At 51.6% G+C, this 21,807-nt stretch carries 21 protein-coding genes and 1 other RNA gene; 11 read left to right on the forward strand and 11 right to left on the reverse strand.

The features are described 5' to 3' along the window. Positions 1–5 precede the first annotated feature (5 nt). Genes diaA through HV237_RS02715 form a run of 3 tightly spaced genes read right to left on the reverse strand, consistent with a single transcriptional unit; the run spans position 6 to position 3,035 of the window. Complete coding sequence (gene diaA, locus HV237_RS02705; RefSeq protein WP_003024948.1) at positions 6–596, reverse strand: DnaA initiator-associating protein DiaA; 591 nt, start codon at positions 594–596, stop codon at positions 6–8. Positions 597–630: 34 nt separating this feature from the next. Next, positions 631–1,026, reverse strand: a complete 396-nt coding sequence (locus tag HV237_RS02710) for a YraN family protein (protein WP_019077774.1) — start codon at positions 1,024–1,026, stop codon at positions 631–633. Then, positions 984–3,035 (reverse strand): penicillin-binding protein activator, encoded by a 2,052-nt coding sequence (locus HV237_RS02715; RefSeq protein WP_047358516.1) that lies wholly within the window; start codon positions 3,033–3,035, stop codon positions 984–986. The genes HV237_RS02710 and HV237_RS02715 overlap by 43 nt, the downstream gene beginning before the upstream one ends. A gap of 63 nt (positions 3,036–3,098) precedes the next feature. Here HV237_RS02715 and rsmI point away from each other — a divergent pair, with 63 nt between their 5' ends. Next, positions 3,099–3,962: a 16S rRNA (cytidine(1402)-2'-O)-methyltransferase gene (gene rsmI, locus HV237_RS02720; protein ID WP_016154652.1), complete on the forward strand. Its 864-nt coding sequence runs from the start codon at positions 3,099–3,101 to the stop codon at positions 3,960–3,962. A gap of 2 nt (positions 3,963–3,964) precedes the next feature. Then, positions 3,965–5,014 (forward strand): Fic family protein, encoded by a 1,050-nt coding sequence (locus HV237_RS02725; RefSeq protein WP_169329731.1) that lies wholly within the window; start codon positions 3,965–3,967, stop codon positions 5,012–5,014. Here HV237_RS02725 and HV237_RS02730 read toward each other — a convergent pair. The 8 genes from HV237_RS02730 to garD form a co-directional block, all read right to left on the reverse strand. Further along, positions 5,011–5,784, reverse strand: coding sequence for a DeoR/GlpR family DNA-binding transcription regulator (locus tag HV237_RS02730; protein WP_003828620.1), 774 nt, complete (start codon positions 5,782–5,784; stop codon positions 5,011–5,013). The two genes, HV237_RS02725 and HV237_RS02730, sit on opposite strands and share 4 nt — an antisense overlap. 111 nt (positions 5,785–5,895) lie before the next feature. Then, positions 5,896–6,939, reverse strand: a complete 1,044-nt coding sequence (gene gatD, locus HV237_RS02735; RefSeq protein ID WP_047358514.1) for a galactitol-1-phosphate 5-dehydrogenase — start codon at positions 6,937–6,939, stop codon at positions 5,896–5,898. A 44-nt stretch (positions 6,940–6,983) separates the two neighbouring features. Beyond that, entirely contained in the window at positions 6,984–8,357 is a 1,374-nt protein-coding gene (locus HV237_RS02740) for a PTS galactitol transporter subunit IIC (RefSeq protein ID WP_016154648.1), read from the reverse strand. 4 nt (positions 8,358–8,361) lie between these two features. Next, positions 8,362–8,646, reverse strand: a complete 285-nt coding sequence (gene gatB, locus HV237_RS02745; RefSeq protein ID WP_003828616.1) for a PTS galactitol transporter subunit IIB — start codon at positions 8,644–8,646, stop codon at positions 8,362–8,364. Between the two features lie 29 nt (positions 8,647–8,675). Beyond that, positions 8,676–9,140, reverse strand: coding sequence for a PTS galactitol transporter subunit IIA (gene gatA, locus HV237_RS02750; RefSeq protein ID WP_019077770.1), 465 nt, complete (start codon positions 9,138–9,140; stop codon positions 8,676–8,678). A gap of 14 nt (positions 9,141–9,154) precedes the next feature. Continuing rightward, on the reverse strand, positions 9,155–10,426 hold the full coding sequence (gatZ, locus tag HV237_RS02755) for a tagatose-bisphosphate aldolase subunit GatZ (RefSeq protein ID WP_016154646.1): 1,272 nt from the start codon (positions 10,424–10,426) through the stop codon (positions 9,155–9,157). 132 nt (positions 10,427–10,558) lie between these two features. Beyond that, positions 10,559–11,413, reverse strand: coding sequence for a tagatose bisphosphate family class II aldolase (locus tag HV237_RS02760; protein ID WP_047358513.1), 855 nt, complete (start codon positions 11,411–11,413; stop codon positions 10,559–10,561). A gap of 178 nt (positions 11,414–11,591) precedes the next feature. After that, the gene (garD, locus tag HV237_RS02765; RefSeq protein WP_016154637.1) at positions 11,592–13,163 is read right to left on the reverse strand and encodes a galactarate dehydratase; all 1,572 of its coding nucleotides are present in this window, start codon (positions 13,161–13,163) and stop codon (positions 11,592–11,594) included. A 403-nt stretch (positions 13,164–13,566) separates the two neighbouring features. On the opposite strand from garD, the gene garP reads away from it, so the two are divergent. From garP to HV237_RS02810, 9 genes are all read left to right on the forward strand, one after another. After that, positions 13,567–14,901, forward strand: a complete 1,335-nt coding sequence (gene garP / locus HV237_RS02770) for a galactarate/glucarate/glycerate transporter GarP (RefSeq protein WP_003024898.1) — start codon at positions 13,567–13,569, stop codon at positions 14,899–14,901. 15 nt (positions 14,902–14,916) lie between these two features. Then, the gene (gene garL / locus HV237_RS02775; RefSeq protein ID WP_016157546.1) at positions 14,917–15,687 is read left to right on the forward strand and encodes a 2-dehydro-3-deoxyglucarate aldolase; all 771 of its coding nucleotides are present in this window, start codon (positions 14,917–14,919) and stop codon (positions 15,685–15,687) included. Between the two features lie 30 nt (positions 15,688–15,717). After that, entirely contained in the window at positions 15,718–16,608 is an 891-nt protein-coding gene (gene garR / locus HV237_RS02780) for a 2-hydroxy-3-oxopropionate reductase (RefSeq protein WP_047358512.1), read from the forward strand. Positions 16,609–16,673: 65 nt separating this feature from the next. Continuing rightward, entirely contained in the window at positions 16,674–17,819 is a 1,146-nt protein-coding gene (gene garK / locus HV237_RS02785) for a glycerate 2-kinase (protein WP_047358544.1), read from the forward strand. Positions 17,820–17,851: 32 nt separating this feature from the next. Then, an RNA gene (gene rnpB / locus HV237_RS02790) (RNase P RNA component class A) lies at positions 17,852–18,228 on the forward strand. A 482-nt stretch (positions 18,229–18,710) separates the two neighbouring features. Next, positions 18,711–20,237 (forward strand): S-type pyocin domain-containing protein, encoded by a 1,527-nt coding sequence (locus tag HV237_RS02795; protein ID WP_047358511.1) that lies wholly within the window; start codon positions 18,711–18,713, stop codon positions 20,235–20,237. Further along, entirely contained in the window at positions 20,234–20,488 is a 255-nt protein-coding gene (locus HV237_RS02800; protein ID WP_047358510.1) for a pyocin S6 family toxin immunity protein, read from the forward strand. The genes HV237_RS02795 and HV237_RS02800 overlap by 4 nt, the downstream gene beginning before the upstream one ends. A 5-nt stretch (positions 20,489–20,493) precedes the next feature. Then, the gene (locus HV237_RS02805) at positions 20,494–20,688 is read left to right on the forward strand and encodes a CPCC family cysteine-rich protein (protein WP_072058777.1); all 195 of its coding nucleotides are present in this window, start codon (positions 20,494–20,496) and stop codon (positions 20,686–20,688) included. A gap of 155 nt (positions 20,689–20,843) precedes the next feature. Beyond that, complete coding sequence (locus tag HV237_RS02810; RefSeq protein ID WP_052951273.1) at positions 20,844–21,806, forward strand: S-type pyocin domain-containing protein; 963 nt, start codon at positions 20,844–20,846, stop codon at positions 21,804–21,806. The last annotated feature ends 1 nt before the right edge of the window (position 21,807 follow it).

A 21,807-nucleotide genomic window follows, 5' to 3' on the forward strand; every position in this document is an offset into this window, starting at 1 on the left:
ACTCCTTAATCATCCTGGTGAGGGAAAAGCGTGTTATCGATGAGATCGCAAAGGCAGTTGACCGTCAGCATATGCATTTCCTGAACGCGGGCGCTGTGGTGTGAAGGGATACGGATTTCAACATCCTGCGGCCCCAGTAACCCGGCCAGCTCCCCTCCGTCATACCCGGTCAGTGCGACAATAGTCATGTCGCGTGTCACGGCGGCTTCAACGGCTTTTACGATATCGCGGCTATTACCACGCGTAGAGATTGCCAGCAGAACATCACCTGCATGTCCCAGCGCACGGACTTGTTTTGCATAAACTTCGTCGTGCAGGCGATCGTTGGCAATCGCAGTTAAGACCACATTATCAGTATTTAGTGCAATCGCAGGTAAACTTGGGCGCTCTGTTTCAAAACGATTGATCATGCTGGCAGCAAAATGCTGTGCGTTGGCAGCGGACGTCCCATTACCACAACAGAGAATTTTGTTGCCATTGAGCAGGGACTGAACCAGCGTCATGGCTGCACGGGAGATCGCATCCGGAAGTGCTTCAGCCGCAGCTATCTGAGTTTGAATGCTTTCTGTAAAGCAGACTTTAATTCTATCTAACACGCTAATCCTTAAGAACCAGGCTCTGAATCTTCAACTATGAGCGGTCGTTGAACGCGTCCTTAAACCACTCAACATCATTTCCGGTGAAGGCTAACACATCGAACCGGCAATCCACAGTATCAAAACTTCCATTGTGGCGCGCAAGCCACAAGCGGGCAGTCTGTAATAATTTGTGTTGTTTGCTCCGGGTCACACTCGCCGCTGCACCGCCAAACTGGGCTGAGCGCCGATAGCGAACCTCAACAAATACGGTGGTGTTGCCTTCACGCATTATCAGGTCGATTTCGCCGCCACGCTCATGCACGTTGGCGGCGATAAAATGCAGTCCCTTGCTCTGCAGCCAGTCACGCGCGGTGGATTCCCACGCGTCACCGGTCTGTTTACTCGTTAACTGGCGGGGACGACTTGTCCTTGCTGGTATTTGAGCCATGATAACTTCCTGTTAATCACACAATCCTGCGTTGCGGTTAAGGCTCCGGTGTTGCCGTTAATTTCGAAACCCTGCACCTGACGCATCTGCGAGAAGTGGTTGGCAAGCGACCAGGCATCGACGCCCATCGCGTACATACGTGCCAGCGAGTAGTCGTTACGAACCGCGCCCAGCGCCTGCTGCATGAGAGGGGCGTTAGCGCCTGCCAGCATCGGAATTTCGCTGTACTGCAAGCCTTCCATCTCCAGACGGAAATCCGGGCCGGCAGTTCCCTGCGCGCTACGGGAGCTGGCGTACAGCGTGGCACCGCTCTGGCTACCGTTGCGCATGGCGATCATCGGCTTTATAAATGCAATTTCTTCCGGCGTTGCCAGAATATATACGGCATCAACACGACCGCTGCCGCCGGTGATTTGCGCATCGGTAGGTGCTGCCGGAATGGTCAGACCGCCAATCGTCACGCCAGGCTGCGCGGGTACAGAAGAGGCCACCGGGCTGCCCGTCAGGGAAATCCCCGAGCCGCCGTTGACGCCCATTTTCAGCTCAGCGGTGGAGCCGAACTTCTGCTGCAGCACCACGCCGCCACCCAGTTTTTGCCACTCCTGTGCAAAGGCGTTGGCAACGCGATCGCCTAACGAACTCCGCGGGATCAACAACAGCGGCGTCTGCTTTCCTTGATCGCGTATGTGGCGTGCTGCGTCGCGCGCTTCATCTTCTGGCGACAGAGCGAAGTAGCAGACGTTCGGCAGGTTTTTCACCGACTCCGGCTGATTAAGCGCCAGGACGTTTAATGGCGTGTTGCTTTTCATCAGCTCTTCAACATTGTTCTTCAACAGTGGGCCAACCACGATGCTGGCGCCATCCTGCTGAACCTGAGTCAGGATCTGATTCAGCGGTTGTGATGACGTGTCGTAGATTTTCAGCTCCGCGGACGGATTCGCTGGTGCGCTGGCGGTTGTTGGCTGCGCAGGCGCTGTTGGTTGTGGGGCTGTAGCTTCTGGCTGTGCTGGCGTCTCGTTGGTCAGATCGCTTACTGACGCCTGAGCCGGGCTGGCAACACCGTCAGTCGTTTGCGGCTGTTCCGTGGTCGTCGCAGCCGCTGTATCCGCAGCAGGCGCGGCAACAGCAGGGGCCGCTACGGGTTGAGTACCCATATTTTTCGCAGCTTCAAAGCCTTGCTGAATAGTACGGCCAAATACAGCGGCCTGACCGTTCAGCGGCAGCAGCAGAGCAATTTTGCTGGTGGAAGCGGGTTTAAAGCTCTGCACGTTAACCAACTGCGTTGGCAACAGTTTTGCCCCCGGGTTTTGTGGATAACGTTTCTGCCAGTCAGCAATACCGGCTTTCATCATGTCTGGATCGTTACGGTTATCGAACCAGACGCGCTGGAGATCTAACCAGCCTTGCAGCACGTTTTCATCCGCATTGATGACCAGCGTCTGCGCTTGCTCCTGGGTCATGGATGACAGAGCCTGCCAGGTGGCATCCATGTTTTTCTGCTTAGCGTTCGCGGCCAGCAGCGGTTCCTGGGCGATCAGGGCGCGCAGTAGCGTCAGCGATGGACGACCCTGGTTGACGTCGATTTGCGCCTGCCAGTATCTCGCCTGCTGGTTTTGATCAAAATCGGCGGGGGTTAGCTTATCCAGCAGGGCCTGTGCGCCAGCGACATCTTTCTGCGCGAGCTTAATTTCGACGGCCAGCAGTGACTGCTCACGACGCTGGGTATCGCTTAGCTTCTGTGGTAGCTGGTTGAACAGCTCGAAAGCCTGCTGGCTCTTGCCTTCTTTCAGCAGTGCACGAATGGCGAGTAATTGCCAGTTGGTCTTGCTATCATCTGAGCTTTGCTGCATTTGTTGCAGATAAAAGCCGGAATCAGCCTGCGCAGTGCCCTGCATATGGGCTGCACTCTGGTCTGGCGCCTGGGTGCCACAGCCTGCGAAAATCAGTGCAGCCAGAATGACTGGTAGCGCGCGTGCGGCTTTCAAACGAGAAAATGTTGAGGGTACCATACTGTATCCAGTGATATTTTTTTACTCAATGCTCAATATTAAATCGGCAATACGGACGACACAATGAAACAACACGAATCGGCGGATAATTCTCAAGGCCAACTCTTTATTGTACCTACTCCTATAGGAAATTTGGCTGATATTACCCAACGAGCGCTCGAAGTTTTACAAGCCGTTGATTTGATTGCCGCTGAAGACACTCGTCATACAGGACTCTTGTTACAACACTTCGCGATTAACGCGCGTTTGTTCGCTTTACATGATCACAACGAGCAGCAAAAGGCCGAAACGCTGGTGGCGAAGCTTAAAGAAGGGCAAAACATTGCGCTGGTTTCCGATGCCGGAACGCCGCTGATTAACGATCCTGGCTACCATCTGGTACGGACCTGTCGCGAAGCAGGGATCCGCGTTGTTCCCCTGCCAGGCCCTTGCGCGGCGATTGCTGCCCTGAGCGCTGCAGGTCTGCCTTCAGACCGCTTTTGCTATGAAGGTTTTCTGCCTGCCAAATCGAAAGGGCGTCGTGATGCGATGAAAGCCATTGAGGCTGAACCGCGTACGCTTATTTTTTATGAATCCACCCACCGTTTGCTGGATAGCCTGGAAGACATGGTTGCCGTCTGGGGCGAATCCCGCTACGTGGTGTTGGCGCGTGAGTTGACCAAAACCTGGGAAACCATTCACGGTGCGCCGGTCGGCGAACTGCTGGCGTGGGTCAAGGAAGATGAAAACCGTCGTAAAGGCGAAATGGTGCTGATTGTCGAAGGACACAAAGCGCAAGAAGACGACCTTCCGGCTGATGCGCTGCGTACGTTGGCCTTATTGCAGGCAGAGCTGCCGCTGAAAAAGGCCGCCGCACTGGCCGCTGAGATCCACGGCGTGAAGAAGAATGCGCTGTATAAGTACGCGCTGGAACAGCAGGGGGAGTAACAGTGAGCACCTACCAACCACCTTTCGTCATCACTCCATTGATCCTCAATCAAGTCATTGAAATTGGGGAGTTGATGGGGAATTGGGCGGCGATGGCTGGTAGGGCATCTCCTCTTTTGCGCAAAGAGAATCGTATTCGCACTATTCAGGCCTCTTTAGCGATTGAGCATAATTCGTTGACTACGGAACAAGTCACCGCTCTGATGGAGGGGAAACGTATTCTGGCTCCGGCTAAAGATATACAGGAAGTCAGAAATGCGATTCTGGCCTATGAAAAAATGTCAGAGTGGAAAAGTGAAAGACTCTCCGATCTTTTACAGGCACATCAAATCCTGATGATGGGGCTTGTCGATAACCCGGGTCAATTGCGATCCGGCAATGTCGGTGTTTACAGGGAGAAACAGCTTATCCATATGGCCCCACCGGCGTCACAAGTTCTTCGATTGATGAATGACCTACTGGGCTGGTTAAAAACGACAGAGCTCCACCCACTGATTGCTGGTGCTATTTTCCATTATGAATTTGAATTCATTCATCCTTTTGCCGACGGCAATGGACGGATGGGCCGGTTGTGGCAGACATTAATCCTCCGTGAGTGGCGATCGGAATTGGCGTGGTTACCAGTAGAGACACTGATCCACTACCAACAGGATCGCTACTACCAGGTGTTAGGGCAGTGCGATCGGCAAAGTAGCTGCACGCCATTTATAGAATTTATCCTTGAAAACATCATCTCTGCTTTGCAAGAGGGATTGGGGAAATCATCAGCCCTGTCGGAAGAAATGTCGGAAGAAATGTCGGAAGAAATGTCGGAAGAAATGTCGGAAGAAATGTCGGAAGAAATGTCGGAAGAAATGTCGCCTGATTTACTGGATATTGAAAAACGCATACTACAAATCTTGTCGAATCAGCCAGGCAGATCCGCCAAAAGTATCGCTGATGAGTGTGAAATCTCAGCCCGAACTGTAGAACGCTATCTGAAAGCGTTGCAGCTAAAAGGCAAACTGCAACGCGTTGGCGCGACGAAAGGGGGGCTATGGAGGGTAATTTAAACGACCAGCAGTTCAACCCCTGTTTTGGCCAGCGCTGATTTATCCTGTTTGCTGATACTGTCGTCGGTTATTACGCAGTTAATCTTCTCCATTGGAAGTACCTGATTAAAACCTCGTCGGTTAAATTTTGTTGCATCCAGTACGGCAATAACCTTATGTGCCGCAGCAGCCATCACGCTACTAATCGAATAGCCTTCGTTGAATGTCGTTATACCATTAGTGGCATCAATCCCGTCGGCGCCAACGAACATCAGGTCTGCGCTTATCCCTTGAAGGGAACGTTCAGCGATAGTGCCATGCATTGAATGAGTTTTGTGACGCACCGTGCCGCCGCAGACGACCAGCGTAATGTCTTTGTTTTCCGATAACGTAAACGCAGCGGGCAGGCTATTGGTAATAACTGTGATATTACTTTTTCGGTTTAGCGCCTCAGCGATCAGTAAGGTCGTGCTTCCGCTATCCAGAATCACGGTCATTCCTTCCTCGACCATTGCCGTTGCAGCCTGAGCGATCCGCTTTTTGGGATCGCTGGCAAGCTGATACCGATCTTCTAATAATACTTCCTGATTGTCACCTTCAGCCAGATGGCTTCCTGGTTTTGCCGCACCGCCATGAAAACGGGTGACCAGACCCTTCTCTTCTAATAACCGCAGGTCGGCGCGAATGGTTACTTCAGAAATACCAAAGGTATTCGAAAGATCCATTACCAGTACGCTACCTTGCGTATTAATCAGGTCGACAATTTTATTCCTTCTCTCAAATGAGTTCATATTGATTTGCCTGATAATTTGACTGCCACTAGTTTAATCGAAGGATTGCGAAAGGTGAACGCTAAATTTCGAAAGTAAATGTGAGCCAGCGCAGGTTGCTGGCTCGTTGGGTCAGGAGTGTTTGAGCAGAATTTTCCCCTGCATCGGCGCGCCATTGAGTGACTTGACTGCGCTGGCAAAGCTGTCGGCATCACCACTGTGGGCAATTAACGGCTCAAGCTGTAAGCGTTTCTCCGTGAGTAAACGGGCAGCGGTTTCCCACTCTTCTCCAGGCCATGGGCTGGAATAGTTCATCCAACTGCCAAGGATGGTTAACTCTTTACGCAATATTTGCCCAAAAACACCTGAAGCTAGCGCCAGATCGTGATGCAGCGTACCGACTAATGCCAGTTGAGCGCGAGGTCCGGCAATTTCGATCGACAGAGTAACAGTTTGTGGGGTTCCCGCAGTCTCCAGGATGAGTTGGTCAAATTGAATGTTCTCCAGACCGGAGTGGATCTCGGTCGCACTCATCTCCCGACTGTTAAACACATAGGTTGCACCCAGTTCTTTTGCTAACGCCAGCTTCTGCGGGTTGATATCAATCGCCGTGATGCTTTTTGCGCCGAGTTCGCGAGCACATTGCATTGCCAGTAAACCGATAGTACCTGCACCAACGATGATCACGTTTTTGCCTTCGCATCCCTGAGCGAGGTGAAAAGCATGCAGGCCAACGGTAATGGGCTCAATGAATGCGCCATCATCAATCGGCATTTCTGAAGGCAGGCGGAACAGGTTGGCGCGTTTTACCACCACATATTCTGCATTGCCGCCTTCGCTGCGCGATCCGACAAACTGATATTGCTTACACAATGAGAAATATCCACGCTCGCACTGAGGACAGTGGAAGCAGGGGAGCAGCGGTACGCAGGCAACGGCATCTCCGGGTTGTAGATCGGTTACGCCCGCGCCGTAAGACTCAACATAGCCACTGAACTCATGCCCAAGTGTGATTGGATAATAGTGAGCGCCATGATTGAAGACTCGGGGAATATCTGAGCCGCAAAGCCCTGAACTGACCACCTTGACCAGTACATCTTCATCAGTTTGTAGTTGTGGTATGGGACGTTCTTCAACGCGTACGTCGCCCTCAGCGTGAATAACCACTGATTTCATAAGTGTCTCCAGAAAAGTGAAGGGGAGCAAATGCTCCCCAGAAATTAAGATGCGGTCTGGCTTTCTGTTATGGCTGCCGCTTTTTCAGCCGCCACGAAATTACGCGCCCGACGCCAGGTCAGCAGTACACCCAACAGGTAAATAGCACCGATAATGATGAAACCCACCACGTTCTGCCAGGTGAAGAGCTGGATTAGCAGCCAGGTGATTGGGGAACCGCCCTGGTCCATTGAAGCCACCATGCCACCGGCTTTCAATGCGCCCGCATTGGCGGCTAGCTGGGTATGTAAACCAATGGTTTGCGTGGCTATCCACAGGGTGATACCCATGATGATGACGCCGGAGATCAGCGTGCGGAAAAGGTTTCCCTGATGAACGGCTACCGCCATGGCGACAAAGAAACCAATGGTCGCGAGATCGCCGAATGGCAGAACCTGGTTTCCTGGTACCAGAACGGCAATCAGAATGGTCAGCGGGATAAAGATAAGACTGGCGGAAACCACTGACGTATGGCCGAGCAGTAGCGCAGGATCCAGGCCAATCAAGAACTCTTGGCCACCAAATTTTGCCTGCAGGCGCTTGCGAGCATGCTTTGCAATGGGAGTGAGTCCATCCATAATCGGTTTAATGACGCGCGGCATGAGCAACATAACGGCAGCTGTTTTCACCGCCAGTTGGAGCACTGCTTTAACGTCATACCCTGCCAGCATGCCGATCACTAACCCCATCACAAAACCGACGGTCACGGGCTCGCCGAAGGGGCCGAAGCGTTTTTGTACATCGTCCGCACTGAAATGAATGCGGTTCAGACCTGGGATTTTTTCAATGATCGTATCAACCAGGACCGCTATCGGGCCCAGATATGCCGAGGAACCATGTGGAATGGCGATGCCTTCCAGACCAAAAAAGTCGCGCGTGTCTTTGGCAAACCAGTCTCCCAGTTTGTAGACGAAGGCGGCATGAACAACCACACCGAGGATGCCCAACCAGTATGAACCGGTCGCCAGATGCAACATGGCGCCGGTAAACGTCATATGCCAGATATTCCAGATGTCGACATTCACCACACGGGTCATGCGGGTAACCAGCATCAGGATATTCACCCCAATGGCGACAGGAATCGCAATTAACGCAATTTGCGAAGCCCAGGTCATCGGTGATGAACCAGGCCAGCCGACATCGATGACGTGCAGGTTAATTTGAAACTGTTCTGCCATTGCTTTTGCGGCAGGTCCAATAGAGTCCAGCATCAGGCCGATTACCAGGCCGATGCCGACAAACCCAATCCCGATATGCAGACCAGATTTGAAACAATCCCCGAGCTTCATTCCCAGCAATTTTGAGAAGATGATGATCACTAACGGCAGCATAACCGTTGGACCTAAATCGAGGATATAACGCATTATTTCGCTAAACATGGCGTTACCCCACGAGGATGGTCAGGATTTTTTGCTGCAATGCTTCGATACCCACGCCTGAGACAAAAGGCATGCCGTGAACCACCGGGATATCGCCAAATGTACGGTCAACGCGAGCCGTGGTACAAATGAGGTCTGCGCCGTCCATATAGGTTTCGATTTCTGTTACACGACACTGAACCAGGTCGAGTTGTATATTGTTGGCTTCACAGAGTTCTTTAATTTCTTCTGCAGCCATTGTTGAAGTTGCTACAGCACCGCCACAGGCCACAATTACTTTACGTTTCATAGGGTATTCCTTTTATTATCAGTTTTTTATCAAATCTGGGCACAGAGCTCAGACTCAAGGATTTTTTCCCGAAAGAGCATTGCCAGTTCTGCATCGGGCGCATTCAGTAATGCTTCAATGGTGTTCGGGTTTTGTAGCTCACTAAACAGACGACGCAGGAGCTTCAGTTGTGCCGTCGGGTTCTCAACGATTAAGGCGATAATTAAAGAGACGGCGATCTCTTCATCATCATCCGCTTGTTGAAAGTTGACCGGTGTATCCGGGCGAATCAGATAGATAGCAGGAGATTTAGCATGGACAGCTTCACAATGTGGAATCGCAACGGCATGACGTTCCAGCGCTATTCCAGTTGGAAAGGTTGCTTCACGCTCAATCAGGGCCTGCGGGTAACTTTCGTGCACGACCCCTTTGGCCAGCATCTCCTCCCCAATATGTGTCAGCGCATGCTGACACGAGCTAAAGTTAATTCCTGTTCGGACAAAAAGTTGGCTCATATATTCTCCTGATTTCAGGCAAGTGCTGGTGCGCAACCAAAGCGATAGGCGCGCAGAACGTCCTGAATTTTGTCGATAATCAGATTGTGTGGCGTCGCGGTTAACGTTCCTTCAGACAGACGCTCAAATTGCACGGGCATAAATTGGCTAATTAGCCCCAGTGGTAAAGCGACGTCATTAAGATTGGTTATTAATTTCTCTACGCTTTGACGAATGCGGGGATGCGGCCAGTAGTAACGAATACGGTCGGAGAGACTGAAGTGAATATCAACCATCGCCTGACTCCAGGTTGGGCGATAGTATTTTTTCCAGTAGTCCGGTTCATTCAACATAACTTCGTCAATCACTTCCAATACCCGGCTTCTTTGCTCCGGAGATACCAGTTCATTTTCCATTTGCGCAAGGGCAAAAATAGCTTCACGCAGAGCGAAGGTGAGTGCTGGACCCACTTTCAAAATCGCATAGTGATCGCGTACCAGCGCACGGTATGCCTGGCGGGTTTGATAATCTGTGGAATGCGCTTCGTAGACCATTGGGGTCTCTTTGATCCAGGCGGAAAGCGCTTTTGCAGCTTGTGGCTGATAGTGAATAATTTGAGTGTGATCGAATTCGACGCCGGGCTGGACCACAATGGCGATTACGCGCGTTAACGCTTCTTCAAGCCCTAATGCACTGAAGGCAACCTGATGGGTTTCCAGTGTCCGGGCGGCATCTTCTTCACGTGTGACATGAACGCTACCGATGGTGGTGGCTTCTCCACCAGGTACGGGAACTTCAGTGCCAATCACGTAAGTCAGTTGGCGTTTCTGTTCTTCGGTTGCTGTTGATTCTGCTGCCTGGCAAAGTATGGCTGCTCGCTGAGCAACAACCATCGGGTCTAGCGGTGTCGGATCGTCAGCGCAGGACATTGAAGCATCAAGATGGATTTTGCTGAATCCTGCGGCGACGTAAGCTTTAATCAAGGCTACGGATTTCTCCATCGCTTCTGCCGCTACTTCATTTTGCCAGCAGTTAGGGCCGAGGTGATCGCCCCCCAGGATCAGTCTTTCTCGAGGGAAGCCAATTTCTTGTGCGATGCCATAGACAAAATCACGGAAATCGGCGGGTTTCATCCCGGTATAGCCACCAAACTGATTAACCTGATTAGACGTTGCTTCGATCAGAACTTTACTGTCCGTATTGAGATCAAAGCGTAATGCGGATTCAATGACCAACGGATGTGCTGAACAAACAGAACAAATACCTAAATGTTCACCTGCTTTATGACGAGAGATTATTTCTTTCACTTCTATCTCCGATATCTTTTGTTTATCTTCATAATATTTTTGGATTGAAGGCAAAGGGTAAAAGCAGCTTTCGTGATCCAGCTTTAAAACAGACCTTTGCCAGAATTCATACAATTCATATTAATCAGTTACTTATAGTTTTCCTTCGCAACCGCAGTCGGCAATGACTTTACGTACCACTTCTTTCATGGCGGCTTTTGCTGGCATCATGTAATGCCGTGGGTCATTCGCATTGGTATTTGTACTCAGATAGGTTTTGAGTGCGCCAGAAAAGGCGATTTTGAGTTCGGTAGCGACGTTGACTTTGCAGATCCCTAAAGAGATGGCACGCTTAATATCATGTGCTGGCAGGCCGGATGCGCCATGTAGAACCAGTGGAATATCAACGGACTGACGAATTTCTGTTAGCCGTTCAAAATCCAGTTTAGGTTCAGTGCTATACAGTCCATGAGCTGTGCCAATCGCGACCGCCAGTGAGTCGATACCGGTTTTTTCCACGAACTCCCGAGCCTGTTCTGGGTGGGTATAAAGCGCATCTTTTCCGTCCACGATTAGGTCATCTTCTTGTCCACCCAACCGTCCGAGCTCAGCTTCAACGCTAACGTCATAGCGGTGGCAGTAATCCGTTACGTGTTTAACTAACGCAATGTTGTCGACAAACGGCAGATGGGAACCATCGATCATGACGGAGCGAATACCTGTAGCGACTTTCTCTTCAATATCGGTGGCGCTTTCATGGTGATCGAGATGGATGGCGAGAGGATGGTTCCAGCATCTTGCCAGTTCACTGGCGATTGCAACGATATTACCGACACCGGCATAGCTAAAAGTGCCAGGCGTGCCGGCGACGATCAACGGAGAGCGTAGTTCGGCTGCTGTTTCCACGACAACCTGTAAGGTCTCCAGGTTGTGAATGTTAAACGCCGGTACGGCATAGCCTTCTCGCTGTGCCTTCTTCAGCATCATTTTGCTTGAGATGATAAACATACTTCCTCCGAAGTCTTTCGATTGCTTTCTTCGAAATAAAGTATAGGGTTTCGTAACGTTTTTTTGTGATTTCGATCTGATAAATGAAAGTTTCGAAAGAAAAGGGAGGGTTGCGAAAGTATATGGCAAAAAAAAAAGCATGCCCGAAGGCATGCTCATGAAGAAAAAACGTGGATAATCAGGTCACTGGCGCCGGGTTAAACACCGCCAGTTGGTTATGCAGTCCCCATTGATCCGAGAAGGTTTTCTTACGCCCGCTGGCGACGTCGAGAATAAACTCGAACAGTTTCAGACCCACGTCTTCAATGGTTTCTTCCCCGGTGGCGATGGTGCCTGCGTTGATGTCCATCAGGTCAAACCAACGGTTGGCCAGCTCGGTACGGGTCGCCATTTTTATCACCGGCACGGCCATCAGGCCGTACGGCGTACCGCGACCGGTGGTGAACACCTGCACGGTGATCCCGGAAGCGACCTGCTGCGTACCGCAGACAAAATCGCTGGCGGGTGTAGCCGCGTAAATCAGGCCACGTTTGGTTGGGCGTTGGCCCGGCGACAAGACTTCGACAATCGCGCTCTTGCCAGACTTGGCAATAGAACCCAGCGCTTTTTCCACCACGTTTGCCAGACCGCCTTTCTTGTTGCCAGGAGAAGGGTTGGCGCTGCGATCCGTTTTGCCCATATCAAGGTAGTTATCGTACCAGGCCATCTCTTCAAGCAGGCGTTTACCTACTTCTTCGTTAATCGCACGTGGGGTCAGAAGATGGATGGCATCGCGCACTTCGGTAACCTCAGAGAACATTACGGTGGCGCCGCAGCGTACTAACAGGTCGGAGGCATAACCGACCGCCGGGTTGGCCGTCACGCCTGAAAACGCATCACTGCCGCCGCACTGCATGCCGACCACCAGTTCTGACGCCGGGCAGGTTTCACGCTGGCGTTGATTGAGTTTTGCCAGATGGCGTTCGGCCACCTGCAAAATATCGGCAACCATCGATTGAAAGCCAACGTGTTTTTCATCCTGCAGGCTGACGATGCTGGCGCTGTCGACCGGAATACTTTTCACATCGTGCGTGCCTTCCAGCAGGCGCTCTGGCTGCAGTTTTTCGCAGCCGAGGCCAATGACCATCACTTCACCGCCAAAGTTCGGGTTTAGCGCAATATTGTGAATGGTACGAATCGGCACGATGGCGGCTGGGGCATTAATCGCCACGCCGCAGCCGTACAGGTGATTGAGTCCGACCACGCCGTCAACGTTCGGGTATTTGGGCAGCAGATCGCGCTCAATGATTTTCACCACATAATCCACCACGCCCGCCACGCAGTGCACGCTGGTGGAAATACCGAGCAGATTCTTGGTGCCGACACTACCGTCTGCATTGCGATAACCTTCGAAGGTGTAACCCTCAAGAGGCGGCAGCGGCTCTGGCACTTTGGTTGCCAGCGGCAGCGTCTCCAACGGAGGGGCCTTGGGTAGCTCAACCATTGATTCATCAATCCAACTGCCGCGTGGGATATCGCGAACGGCATAGCCTATCACTTCGCCATAACGCACGATTTCGCCGCGAACAGGAATATCCAAGAGCGCCACTTTATGTCCCTGAGGAATATGTTCAATGAGTTCCAGTCCGTCTGGAAAACGCGTCCCAGCTTTCAGACCATTGTCATTGACAATTATCGCCACATTATCTGTTTCGTGAACTTTAATATAAAACGCCGTTGGCGATTCTTGTCTGATTTCGATGTCGGCCATTGTCCAGTATTCTCCAACAAGGTGGTGATAATAGTGTGGATATTTATATTTTGAATCTAATTATAAGTAATAAAGATTCGGTATCGTGAAATAAGAATGTCAGGAGTTTATCGCCAAGAATGTGATGATGATCACTTAAACTCAGCAAGGCCGCCCCACCAGGGGTAGCAATACGTAAATGTGTGCATTAGCGCCCATACATGTGTGCATATGCCCAAAACATTATTTTAATGACGCATGTTTAATGAGCGCTTGCACAATGATTAACATGGCGCTGCTGATTATACTAAATCACGGTTTCATAGCGTCTGATAAATTATTATGCGTTCTTATTATCAGTAATTTATCACCAGGAATATCTACCCAATAATAATAAAAATTTAATGTACCCGAGGTAATTAGAATGATTCTGGATACAGTTGTCGAGAAAAAGAAAGGCACGCACACCCGTTACTTAATATTGCTGATAATATTTATCGTTACAGCCGTTAACTATGCGGACCGTGCAACGCTGTCAATTGCCGGCACGGAAGTGGCGAAAGAGTTACAGCTCAGTGCCATCTCAATGGGGTACATTTTCTCCGCTTTCGGCTGGGCTTACCTGTTAATGCAAATCCCCGGCGGCTGGCTGCTGGATAAGTTCGGTTCAAAGAAAGTCTATACCTACAGCCTGTTCTTCTGGTCGCTGTTTACCTTCCTGCAGGGCTTTGTCGACATGTTCCCGCTGGCCTGGGCGGGTATTTCAATGTTCATCATGCGCTTTATGCTGGGCTTCTCGGAAGCGCCGTCCTTCCCGGCGAATGCCCGGATCGTGGCGGCCTGGTTCCCGACGAAAGAGCGCGGTACGGCGTCCGCAATTTTTAACTCCGCACAGTATTTCTCTCTGGCGCTGTTTTCGCCGCTGCTGGGCTGGCTGACCTTCGCCTGGGGCTGGGAACACGTCTTTACCGTGATGGGCGTGATTGGTTTTGTGCTCACCGGGCTGTGGGTAAAGTTTATTCATAACCCAACCGATCACCCGCGTATGTCGCAAGAAGAGCTGAAGTTTATCTCTGAAAACGGCGCGGTCGTGGATATGGACCATAAAAAGCCGGGTGATGTGAAGTCAGGCGGTCCTAAATTGCATTATATCAAGCAGTTGCTCACTAACCGTATGATGCTCGGCGTGTTCTTCGGACAGTATTTTATTAACACAATTACCTGGTTTTTCCTCACCTGGTTCCCGATTTACCTGGTACAGGAAAAAGGCATGTCGATCCTGAAAGTGGGCCTGGTGGCTTCGATTCCTGCGCTGTGCGGATTTGCCGGTGGCGTACTCGGCGGCGTGTTCTCTGATTATCTGATTAAACGTGGCTTCAGCATCACTCTGGCACGTAAGCTGCCGATTGTGCTCGGAATGCTGCTCGCCTCGACCATTATTCTGTGTAACTACACCGATAACACCACCCTGGTGGTGGCGCTGATGGCGCTGGCGTTCTTCGGTAAAGGCTTCGGGGCGCTGGGGTGGCCGGTGATTTCCGATACTGCGCCGAAAGAGATTGTCGGTCTGTGCGGTGGGGTATTTAACGTATTTGGCAATGTGGCTTCCATCGTCACCCCGCTGGTGATTGGGTATCTGGTGAGCGAGCTGCACTCATTTAATGCTGCGCTGATGTTTGTAGGGTGCTCGGCGCTGATGGCAATGGTTTGCTACCTGTTTATTGTCGGTGACATTAAACGTATGGAATTGCAGAAATAAACAAAGGTGTAAGCGATGAATAACACGATTTTTCCGAATAAGTTTAAAGCGGCTCTCGCGGCGCAACAGATTCAGATTGGCTGCTGGTCTGCATTAGCCAGCCCAATCAGTACCGAAGTTTTAGGCCTGGCGGGTTTTGACTGGCTGGTGCTGGACGGCGAACACGCGCCGAACGACATATCGACGTTTATCCCGCAATTGATGGCGCTGAAAGGCAGCACCAGCGCGCCGGTAGTGCGCGTACCGACCAACGAGCCGGTAATTATCAAACGCCTGCTGGATATCGGATTTTACAACTTCCTGATCCCGTTCGTGGAGACGGAAGAAGAGGCGGTGAACGCCGTGGCGTCGACCCGCTATCCGCCGGAAGGTATTCGCGGCGTGTCCGTATCCCATCGCGCCAATATGTTTGGCACCGTACCGGACTACTTTGCGCAGTCGAATAAGAACATCACCATCATCGTGCAGATCGAAAGTCAGCAGGGCGTTGATAACGTTGACGCAATCGCGGCGACAGAAGGCGTCGACGGGGTCTTCGTCGGCCCAAGCGATCTGGCTGCGGCGTTAGGCCACCTCGGCAATGCGTCACACCCTGATGTGCAGAAAGCTATCCAGCACATTTTTGCCCGCGCGAAAGCACACGGCAAACCAAGCGGCATTCTGGCCCCGGTAGAGGCGGATGCGCGTCGTTATCTGGAGTGGGGCGCGACGTTTGTTGCCGTTGGCAGCGATCTTGGCGTGTTCCGTTCAGCCACGCAAAAATTGGCTGATTCTTTTAAGAAATAACCACCCTCGACAGTAGAGAGAGATAAAGACATGACAATGAAAGTTGGTTTTATTGGCCTCGGTATTATGGGTAAACCAATGAGTAAAAACCTCCTCAAGGCAGGTTACTCGCTGGTGGTTGCTGACCGTAACCCGGAATCCATTGCGGAAGTGATTGCCGCAGGCGCAGAAACCGCCGCCACGGCGAAAGATATTGCCGAGCAGTGCGATGTGATCATCACCATGCTGCCGAATTCTCCGCATGTGAAAGAAGTGGCGCTGGGAGAGGGCGGCATTATTGAAGGGGCGAAACCGGGGACAGTGCTGATCGACATGAGCTCCATCGCGCCGTTAGCCAGCCGTGAAATCAGCGACGCGCTGAAAGCGAAAGGCGTGGATATGCTGGACGCGCCAGTAAGCGGCGGCGAACCGAAAGCTATCGACGGTACTCTGTCGGTGATGGTTGGCGGTGATAAAGCGATTTTTGACAAATATTATGATCTGATGAAAGCGATGGCAGGTTCCGTGGTACATACCGGTGACATCGGCGCGGGTAACGTCACCAAGCTGGCGAATCAGGTGATTGTGGCGCTGAACATTGCGGCGATGTCGGAAGCGCTGACGCTGGCGACCAAAGCGGGCGTAAACCCGGATCTGGTGTATCAGGCGATTCGTGGTGGGCTGGCGGGAAGCACCGTACTGGATGCGAAAGCGCCAATGGTTATGGACAGAAACTTTAAGCCGGGTTTCCGTATCGACCTGCATATTAAAGATCTGGCGAACGCGCTGGATACCTCTCATGACGTTGGCGCTCAGTTACCGCTGACTGCTGCAGTCATGGAGATGATGCAGGCGCTACGCGCTGATGGGCTGGGCACCGCCGATCATAGCGCACTCGCATGCTACTACGAAAAACTGGCGAAAGTGGAAGTCACTCGCTAACAAGAAGGGCGCGGATGCGCGCCCTGTATTTCTTGCCTTGCGCGGCACTGTCAGGCTACATAACTATGAAAATCGTAATTGCCCCAGACTCTTATAAAGAAAGCCTTTCTGCCACCGAGGTAGCTCAGGCAATAGAAAAAGGATTTCGGGAAATTTTCCCCGATGCGCAATATGTTTCTGTCCCGGTTGCCGATGGCGGTGAAGGAACGGTCGAAGCCATGATTGCCGCTACGCAGGGGAGTGAACATTCAGCGTGGGTGACAGGGCCGCTGGGCGAAAAAGTGAATGCCTGCTGGGGCATGTCTGGAGATGGTAAAACCGCGTTTATCGAAATGGCGGCAGCCAGCGGTCTGGCGTTAGTTCCTCCTGAAAAGCGTAACCCGTTAGTCACCACGTCGCGCGGCACCGGGGAGTTGATTTTGCAGGCGCTGGATAGCGGTGCGCAGAGCATCATTATTGGTATTGGCGGCAGTGCGACCAACGACGGCGGCGCGGGTATGGTGCAGGCGCTGGGGGCGAAACTCTGCGACGCCAACGGGACAGAGATTGGCAACGGTGGTGGAAGCCTGGAGAGTCTGAACACCATCGATATAACGGGCCTGGATCCGCGCTTAAAAACCTGCTCAATTCGCGTGGCCTGCGATGTGACCAATCCACTTACCGGCGATACTGGCGCTTCGCGCATTTTTGGCCCGCAGAAAGGGGCGACGGAAGAACGCATTATCGAACTGGACCGCAATCTGTCTCACTATGCCGACATCATTAAAAAATCGCTGCGGGTTGATGTGAAAGACGTTCCTGGCTCAGGTGCGGCAGGCGGAATGGGCGCCGCGTTAATGGCTTTTTTAGGTGCGGAGCTGCGCAGTGGTATTGAGATTGTGACCCAGGCGCTCAATCTGGAAGAGCATATTCATGACTGTACGCTGGTGGTGACCGGAGAAGGGCGGATTGACAGCCAGAGCATTCACGGCAAAGTGCCGGTGGGTGTGGCGAATGTCGCGAAGAAGTACCACAAGCCGGTAATTGGTATTGGCGGCAGCCTGACGCGCGATGTGGAGGTGGTGCATCAATATGGTATCGATGCGGTGTTTAGCGTATTAACCACCATCAGCACGCTGGAAGAGGCCTTTCGTGGGGCATTTGATAATATTTATCGCGCTTCAAGAAACATCGCCGCCACGTTGGCGATAGGAATGCGCAGTGCGGGGTGACAATGCCCCGCAAACCCTCTATACTTCGCGCCGAAGCTGACCAGACAGTCGCCGCTTCGTCGTCGTCCTCTTCGGGGGAGACGGGCGGAGGGGAGGAAAGTCCGGGCTCCATAGGGCAGGGTGCCAGGTAACGCCTGGGGGGGAAACCCACGACCAGTGCAACAGAGAGCAAACCGCCGATGGCCCACGCAAGTGGGATCAGGTAAGGGTGAAAGGGTGCGGTAAGAGCGCACCGCGCGGCTGGTAACAGTCCGTGGCACGGTAAACTCCACCCGGAGCAAGGCCAAATAGGGGTTCACAAGGTACGGCCCGTACTGAACCCGGGTAGGCTGCTTGAGCCAGTGAGCGATTGCTGGCCTAGATGAATGACTGTCCACGACAGAACCCGGCTTATCGGTCAGCTTCACCTCTTTATAAAACCCCGCTTCGGCGGGGTTTTTGCTTTCTGGGCTGCGATTCAGCCAGCAGAGCAAGGTTTATATTTTCCCGTCTCTACTCAGTAATGAGCCAACCTGATAACAGCAAGGAAATAAATCAAGAAAATAAATAATGAAAGGTTATGCCGCAATGCTTTGTGGATTGTTGGTGGCCTTCAAAGCCAGAGCCGGGCATGTAGCTATGAACAACCCGGAGCAGGCAATCATGGCTAATGGACAGACCCCATATGTGTAGAGCAACAGTATTTGTACGTTTAACTACATCACTAAGTCGAAAGAATGCCTATACAGCAAAATCTTTTATACTTCGCAAACTGAATAAAATTGCATAAAACATCCATTTTATGGATGTATCAAAACGCAGTTTCACTTTAACTGAAAAATACTTTCGACTAATGATCGTTATTTGTACAATTCCCTCTCAGCAATTTCTCCATAGTAAATAGAGGGATTTATGACCAGAGCGCTGGTAAGGCTAGGAGACAAGACCACGAGCGGTGGAGAGGTTATTTCCGCTTCCTCAACGATTATTGAAGACAGGAATATTGCGCTAAGTGGCGATATGGCCTGGTGTCCGAAAGAAACCTGCAATGGACCATTTCAGATAAATGGTACGGCATACTACTTTGCGGAAAACAAACCCTGCGTTGCCACTGGTGATCAGGTGTTGTGTAACTGCAAAAACAATCAGGTAATGGGCACGACAACACTCTGGGTAGAAGACAGCCCTGGCGATCCTTTCGAAGAGCACCAAAAGCGGGCGGCAGAATGGCCCATTAACCAAGCGATTGCCGCTGCGGCAGCCTCAAGTGCATTACCTGTTTTTGCTAAATCCTGTCTGCGGGGAGAAGGTTGTACCGACGCAGGAACAGATCAGGAATCCGTTGATAATTTTGGGCATGCTGGCTACTACCGGGCGCTGCCCCAACCGAAAGAAACTGGATCGGAACCCGTCCAGCACGCGCAGGCAGCAAAGAAGCATAAACCCGCCGAACCGACCTCACCACCAGAAGATAATCACCCGTGGTATAAGCGCCTTTTCAGCTCCCCGGATGCCCCTAAAGCGGCAGCGACCGCAGGGATGGCAACAGCAAGAGCCGCGACGACAGCAGGGGTCACCACTGATGTTGCAATTGAGGCTGGATATGCAGCATTGCAAAAAATCGGGGGAAATCTTTCTGCTGCTGGCCGTTGGATAGTCCCCAACCCCACCACCGTTTTTCTGTTTGGCATATTCTACTCGCCAAAACTCAACAGCGGCGAACAGGACTACATCGATAAAATGCGGCTTGAGCAGGCCGCACGGAATAAAGGAGATGTTCCAACGCGCGTTCGCTTTCGCTGGGAAGCAGAGCAAAACGGGATGATAAGGGCGAAAGGTTTTCATGTCAGCGCCGGAGGTGGGCAGGACAAAGTTCCGGTTCGAATGCTTCAGAAGAACAGCACCACCGGGAACTATGAGTTCTGGGAGGATGGCGCAAGTAAGCCAACGATTGTTTGGACACCAGACGATCCTGGGTATGAATCTCCTTCTAATACCGGGAATCGGGACAATGTATACATCCCTCCGAGTGTGCTGGTTTACCCTGAAAGTGAAATCAACAGCCCGTGGTCAACGGAAACGCCAGCATCGGGAGAACGCCCATTCAGGGATTATATTCTGGTACACCCTGCCGGGACGTTTGACCCGATTTATGTTTATCTGAATGCAGATCATAAGTATCACGTGGCTCCACGTGGTACACCGCCATTACCCGCATTTCCGGACGCTAAAACGGCGAAGAAAAGAACACCAGTAAAAGGTGGGGGAACGTTACGTTCAAGATGGAAGGATTCTAAAGGGCGTATTTTTGAGTGGGATTCACAGCACGGTACAGTTGAAATGTATGATCGCTCAGGTCGTAACCATCTCGGGGAATTTGATCCTGTATCAGGGGAGCAGACGAAACCAGCAGATCCAACAAGAAGGGTAGAAAAATGACAATTATTTATACTGTTGATGCATTTGATCGTGTAGATGAGCTACTTATTTTTGAGGTTGAAGTGCCTAAAGAAAAACTTCCTGAAGTTAGCCACGTTATGGAGTGGAGTGAAGAAGACTATAACGACTTTGTTGCTGGGCTTGGGGGATGGAATCTAACCGAACAAAAAGTTAGAGCCATTGAAAGGATTTTAGGTAAAGAATTCTACCAGGACGATCTTGACTACCAGATTTCAGGTGGCGAGGTTTGAAAATGATGGATCTGGTACACTCTTGCCCTTGCTGTGGACAATATGAATTTCCCGAAGAAGGGAGCTATGAGATTTGCCCCGTTTGCACATGGGAAGATGATTCTATTCAAACAGAAGAGCCTGACTACAAAGGGGGAGCAAATGTTATGAGTTTGAACGAAGCGCGTGAAGCATTCAGACAAGGCCGAAAAGTAAGTTAACATTGCCTTGAGCATGAATATGTAGATTCCATCGGCTGGGCTTTAGTCTGGACAGTTTCAGCAGTTGCCCTTGCAAGGCAAAAATTATTCCGCAAATAATGGTGCAAACCTACGAAACACGCAGAGGGGCTGGAACCAGAACATCGAACACAGCAATGGGTGCAGTTGTTCCGAGTGCATCCTCCCCGTCATCTTCCGCCATTGTTGCGCCATTGCCTGTTGCTGTTTACGCGAAATCCTGTCTTCGTGGTGAAGGCTGCACCGATGCTGGTACAGAGCAAGAGCGACTCGATAATTTTGGTCATGCAGGCTATTACCGTGCTGCGCCTCAGACAGAACATACAAAGGAAGAGCCTGTTCAGCACGCGCAGGTAGCAAAGAAACACAAACCAGACGAACCAACCCCACCACTGGAAGATAACTGCCCCTGGTACAAACGTCTCATCAACTCACCGGACACAACCAAAGCCGCAGCGGCGGCAGGAATAGCGACAACGACCGGGATAACTACGGGTGCAACGACCGAAGCCGGATATGCAGCATTGCAAAAAATCGGGGGAAATCTTTCTGCTGCTGGCCGTTGGATAGTCCCCAACCCCACCACCGTTTTTCTGTTTGGCATATTCTACTCGCCAAAACTCAACAGCGGCGAACAGGACTACATCGATAAAATGCGGCTTGAGCAGGCCGCACGGAATAAAGAAGATGTTCCAACGCGCGTTCGCTTTCGCTGGGAAGCAGAGCAAAACGGGACGATAAGGCCGAAAGGTTTTCATGTCAGCGCCGGAGGTGGGCAGGACAAAGTTCCGGTTCGAATGCTTCAGAAGAACAGCACCACCGGGAACTATGAGTTCTGGGAGGATGGCGCAAGTAAGCCAACGATTGTTTGGACACCAGACGATCCTGGGTATGAATCTCCTTCCAATACCGGGAATCGGGACAATGTATACGTCCCTCCGAGTGTGCTGGTTTACCCTGAAAGTGAAATCAACAGCCCGTGGTCAACGGAAACGCCGGCACCGGGAGAACGCCCATTCAGGGATTATATTCTGGTACACCCTGCCGGGACGTTTGACCCGATTTATGTTTATATTCGCAATCTGCCAGGGCAAGTGTAAG

Origin of the sequence: Citrobacter sp. RHBSTW-00570, from assembly GCF_013739755.1 — a bacterium.
GTDB lineage: Bacteria > Pseudomonadota > Gammaproteobacteria > Enterobacterales > Enterobacteriaceae > Citrobacter > Citrobacter braakii.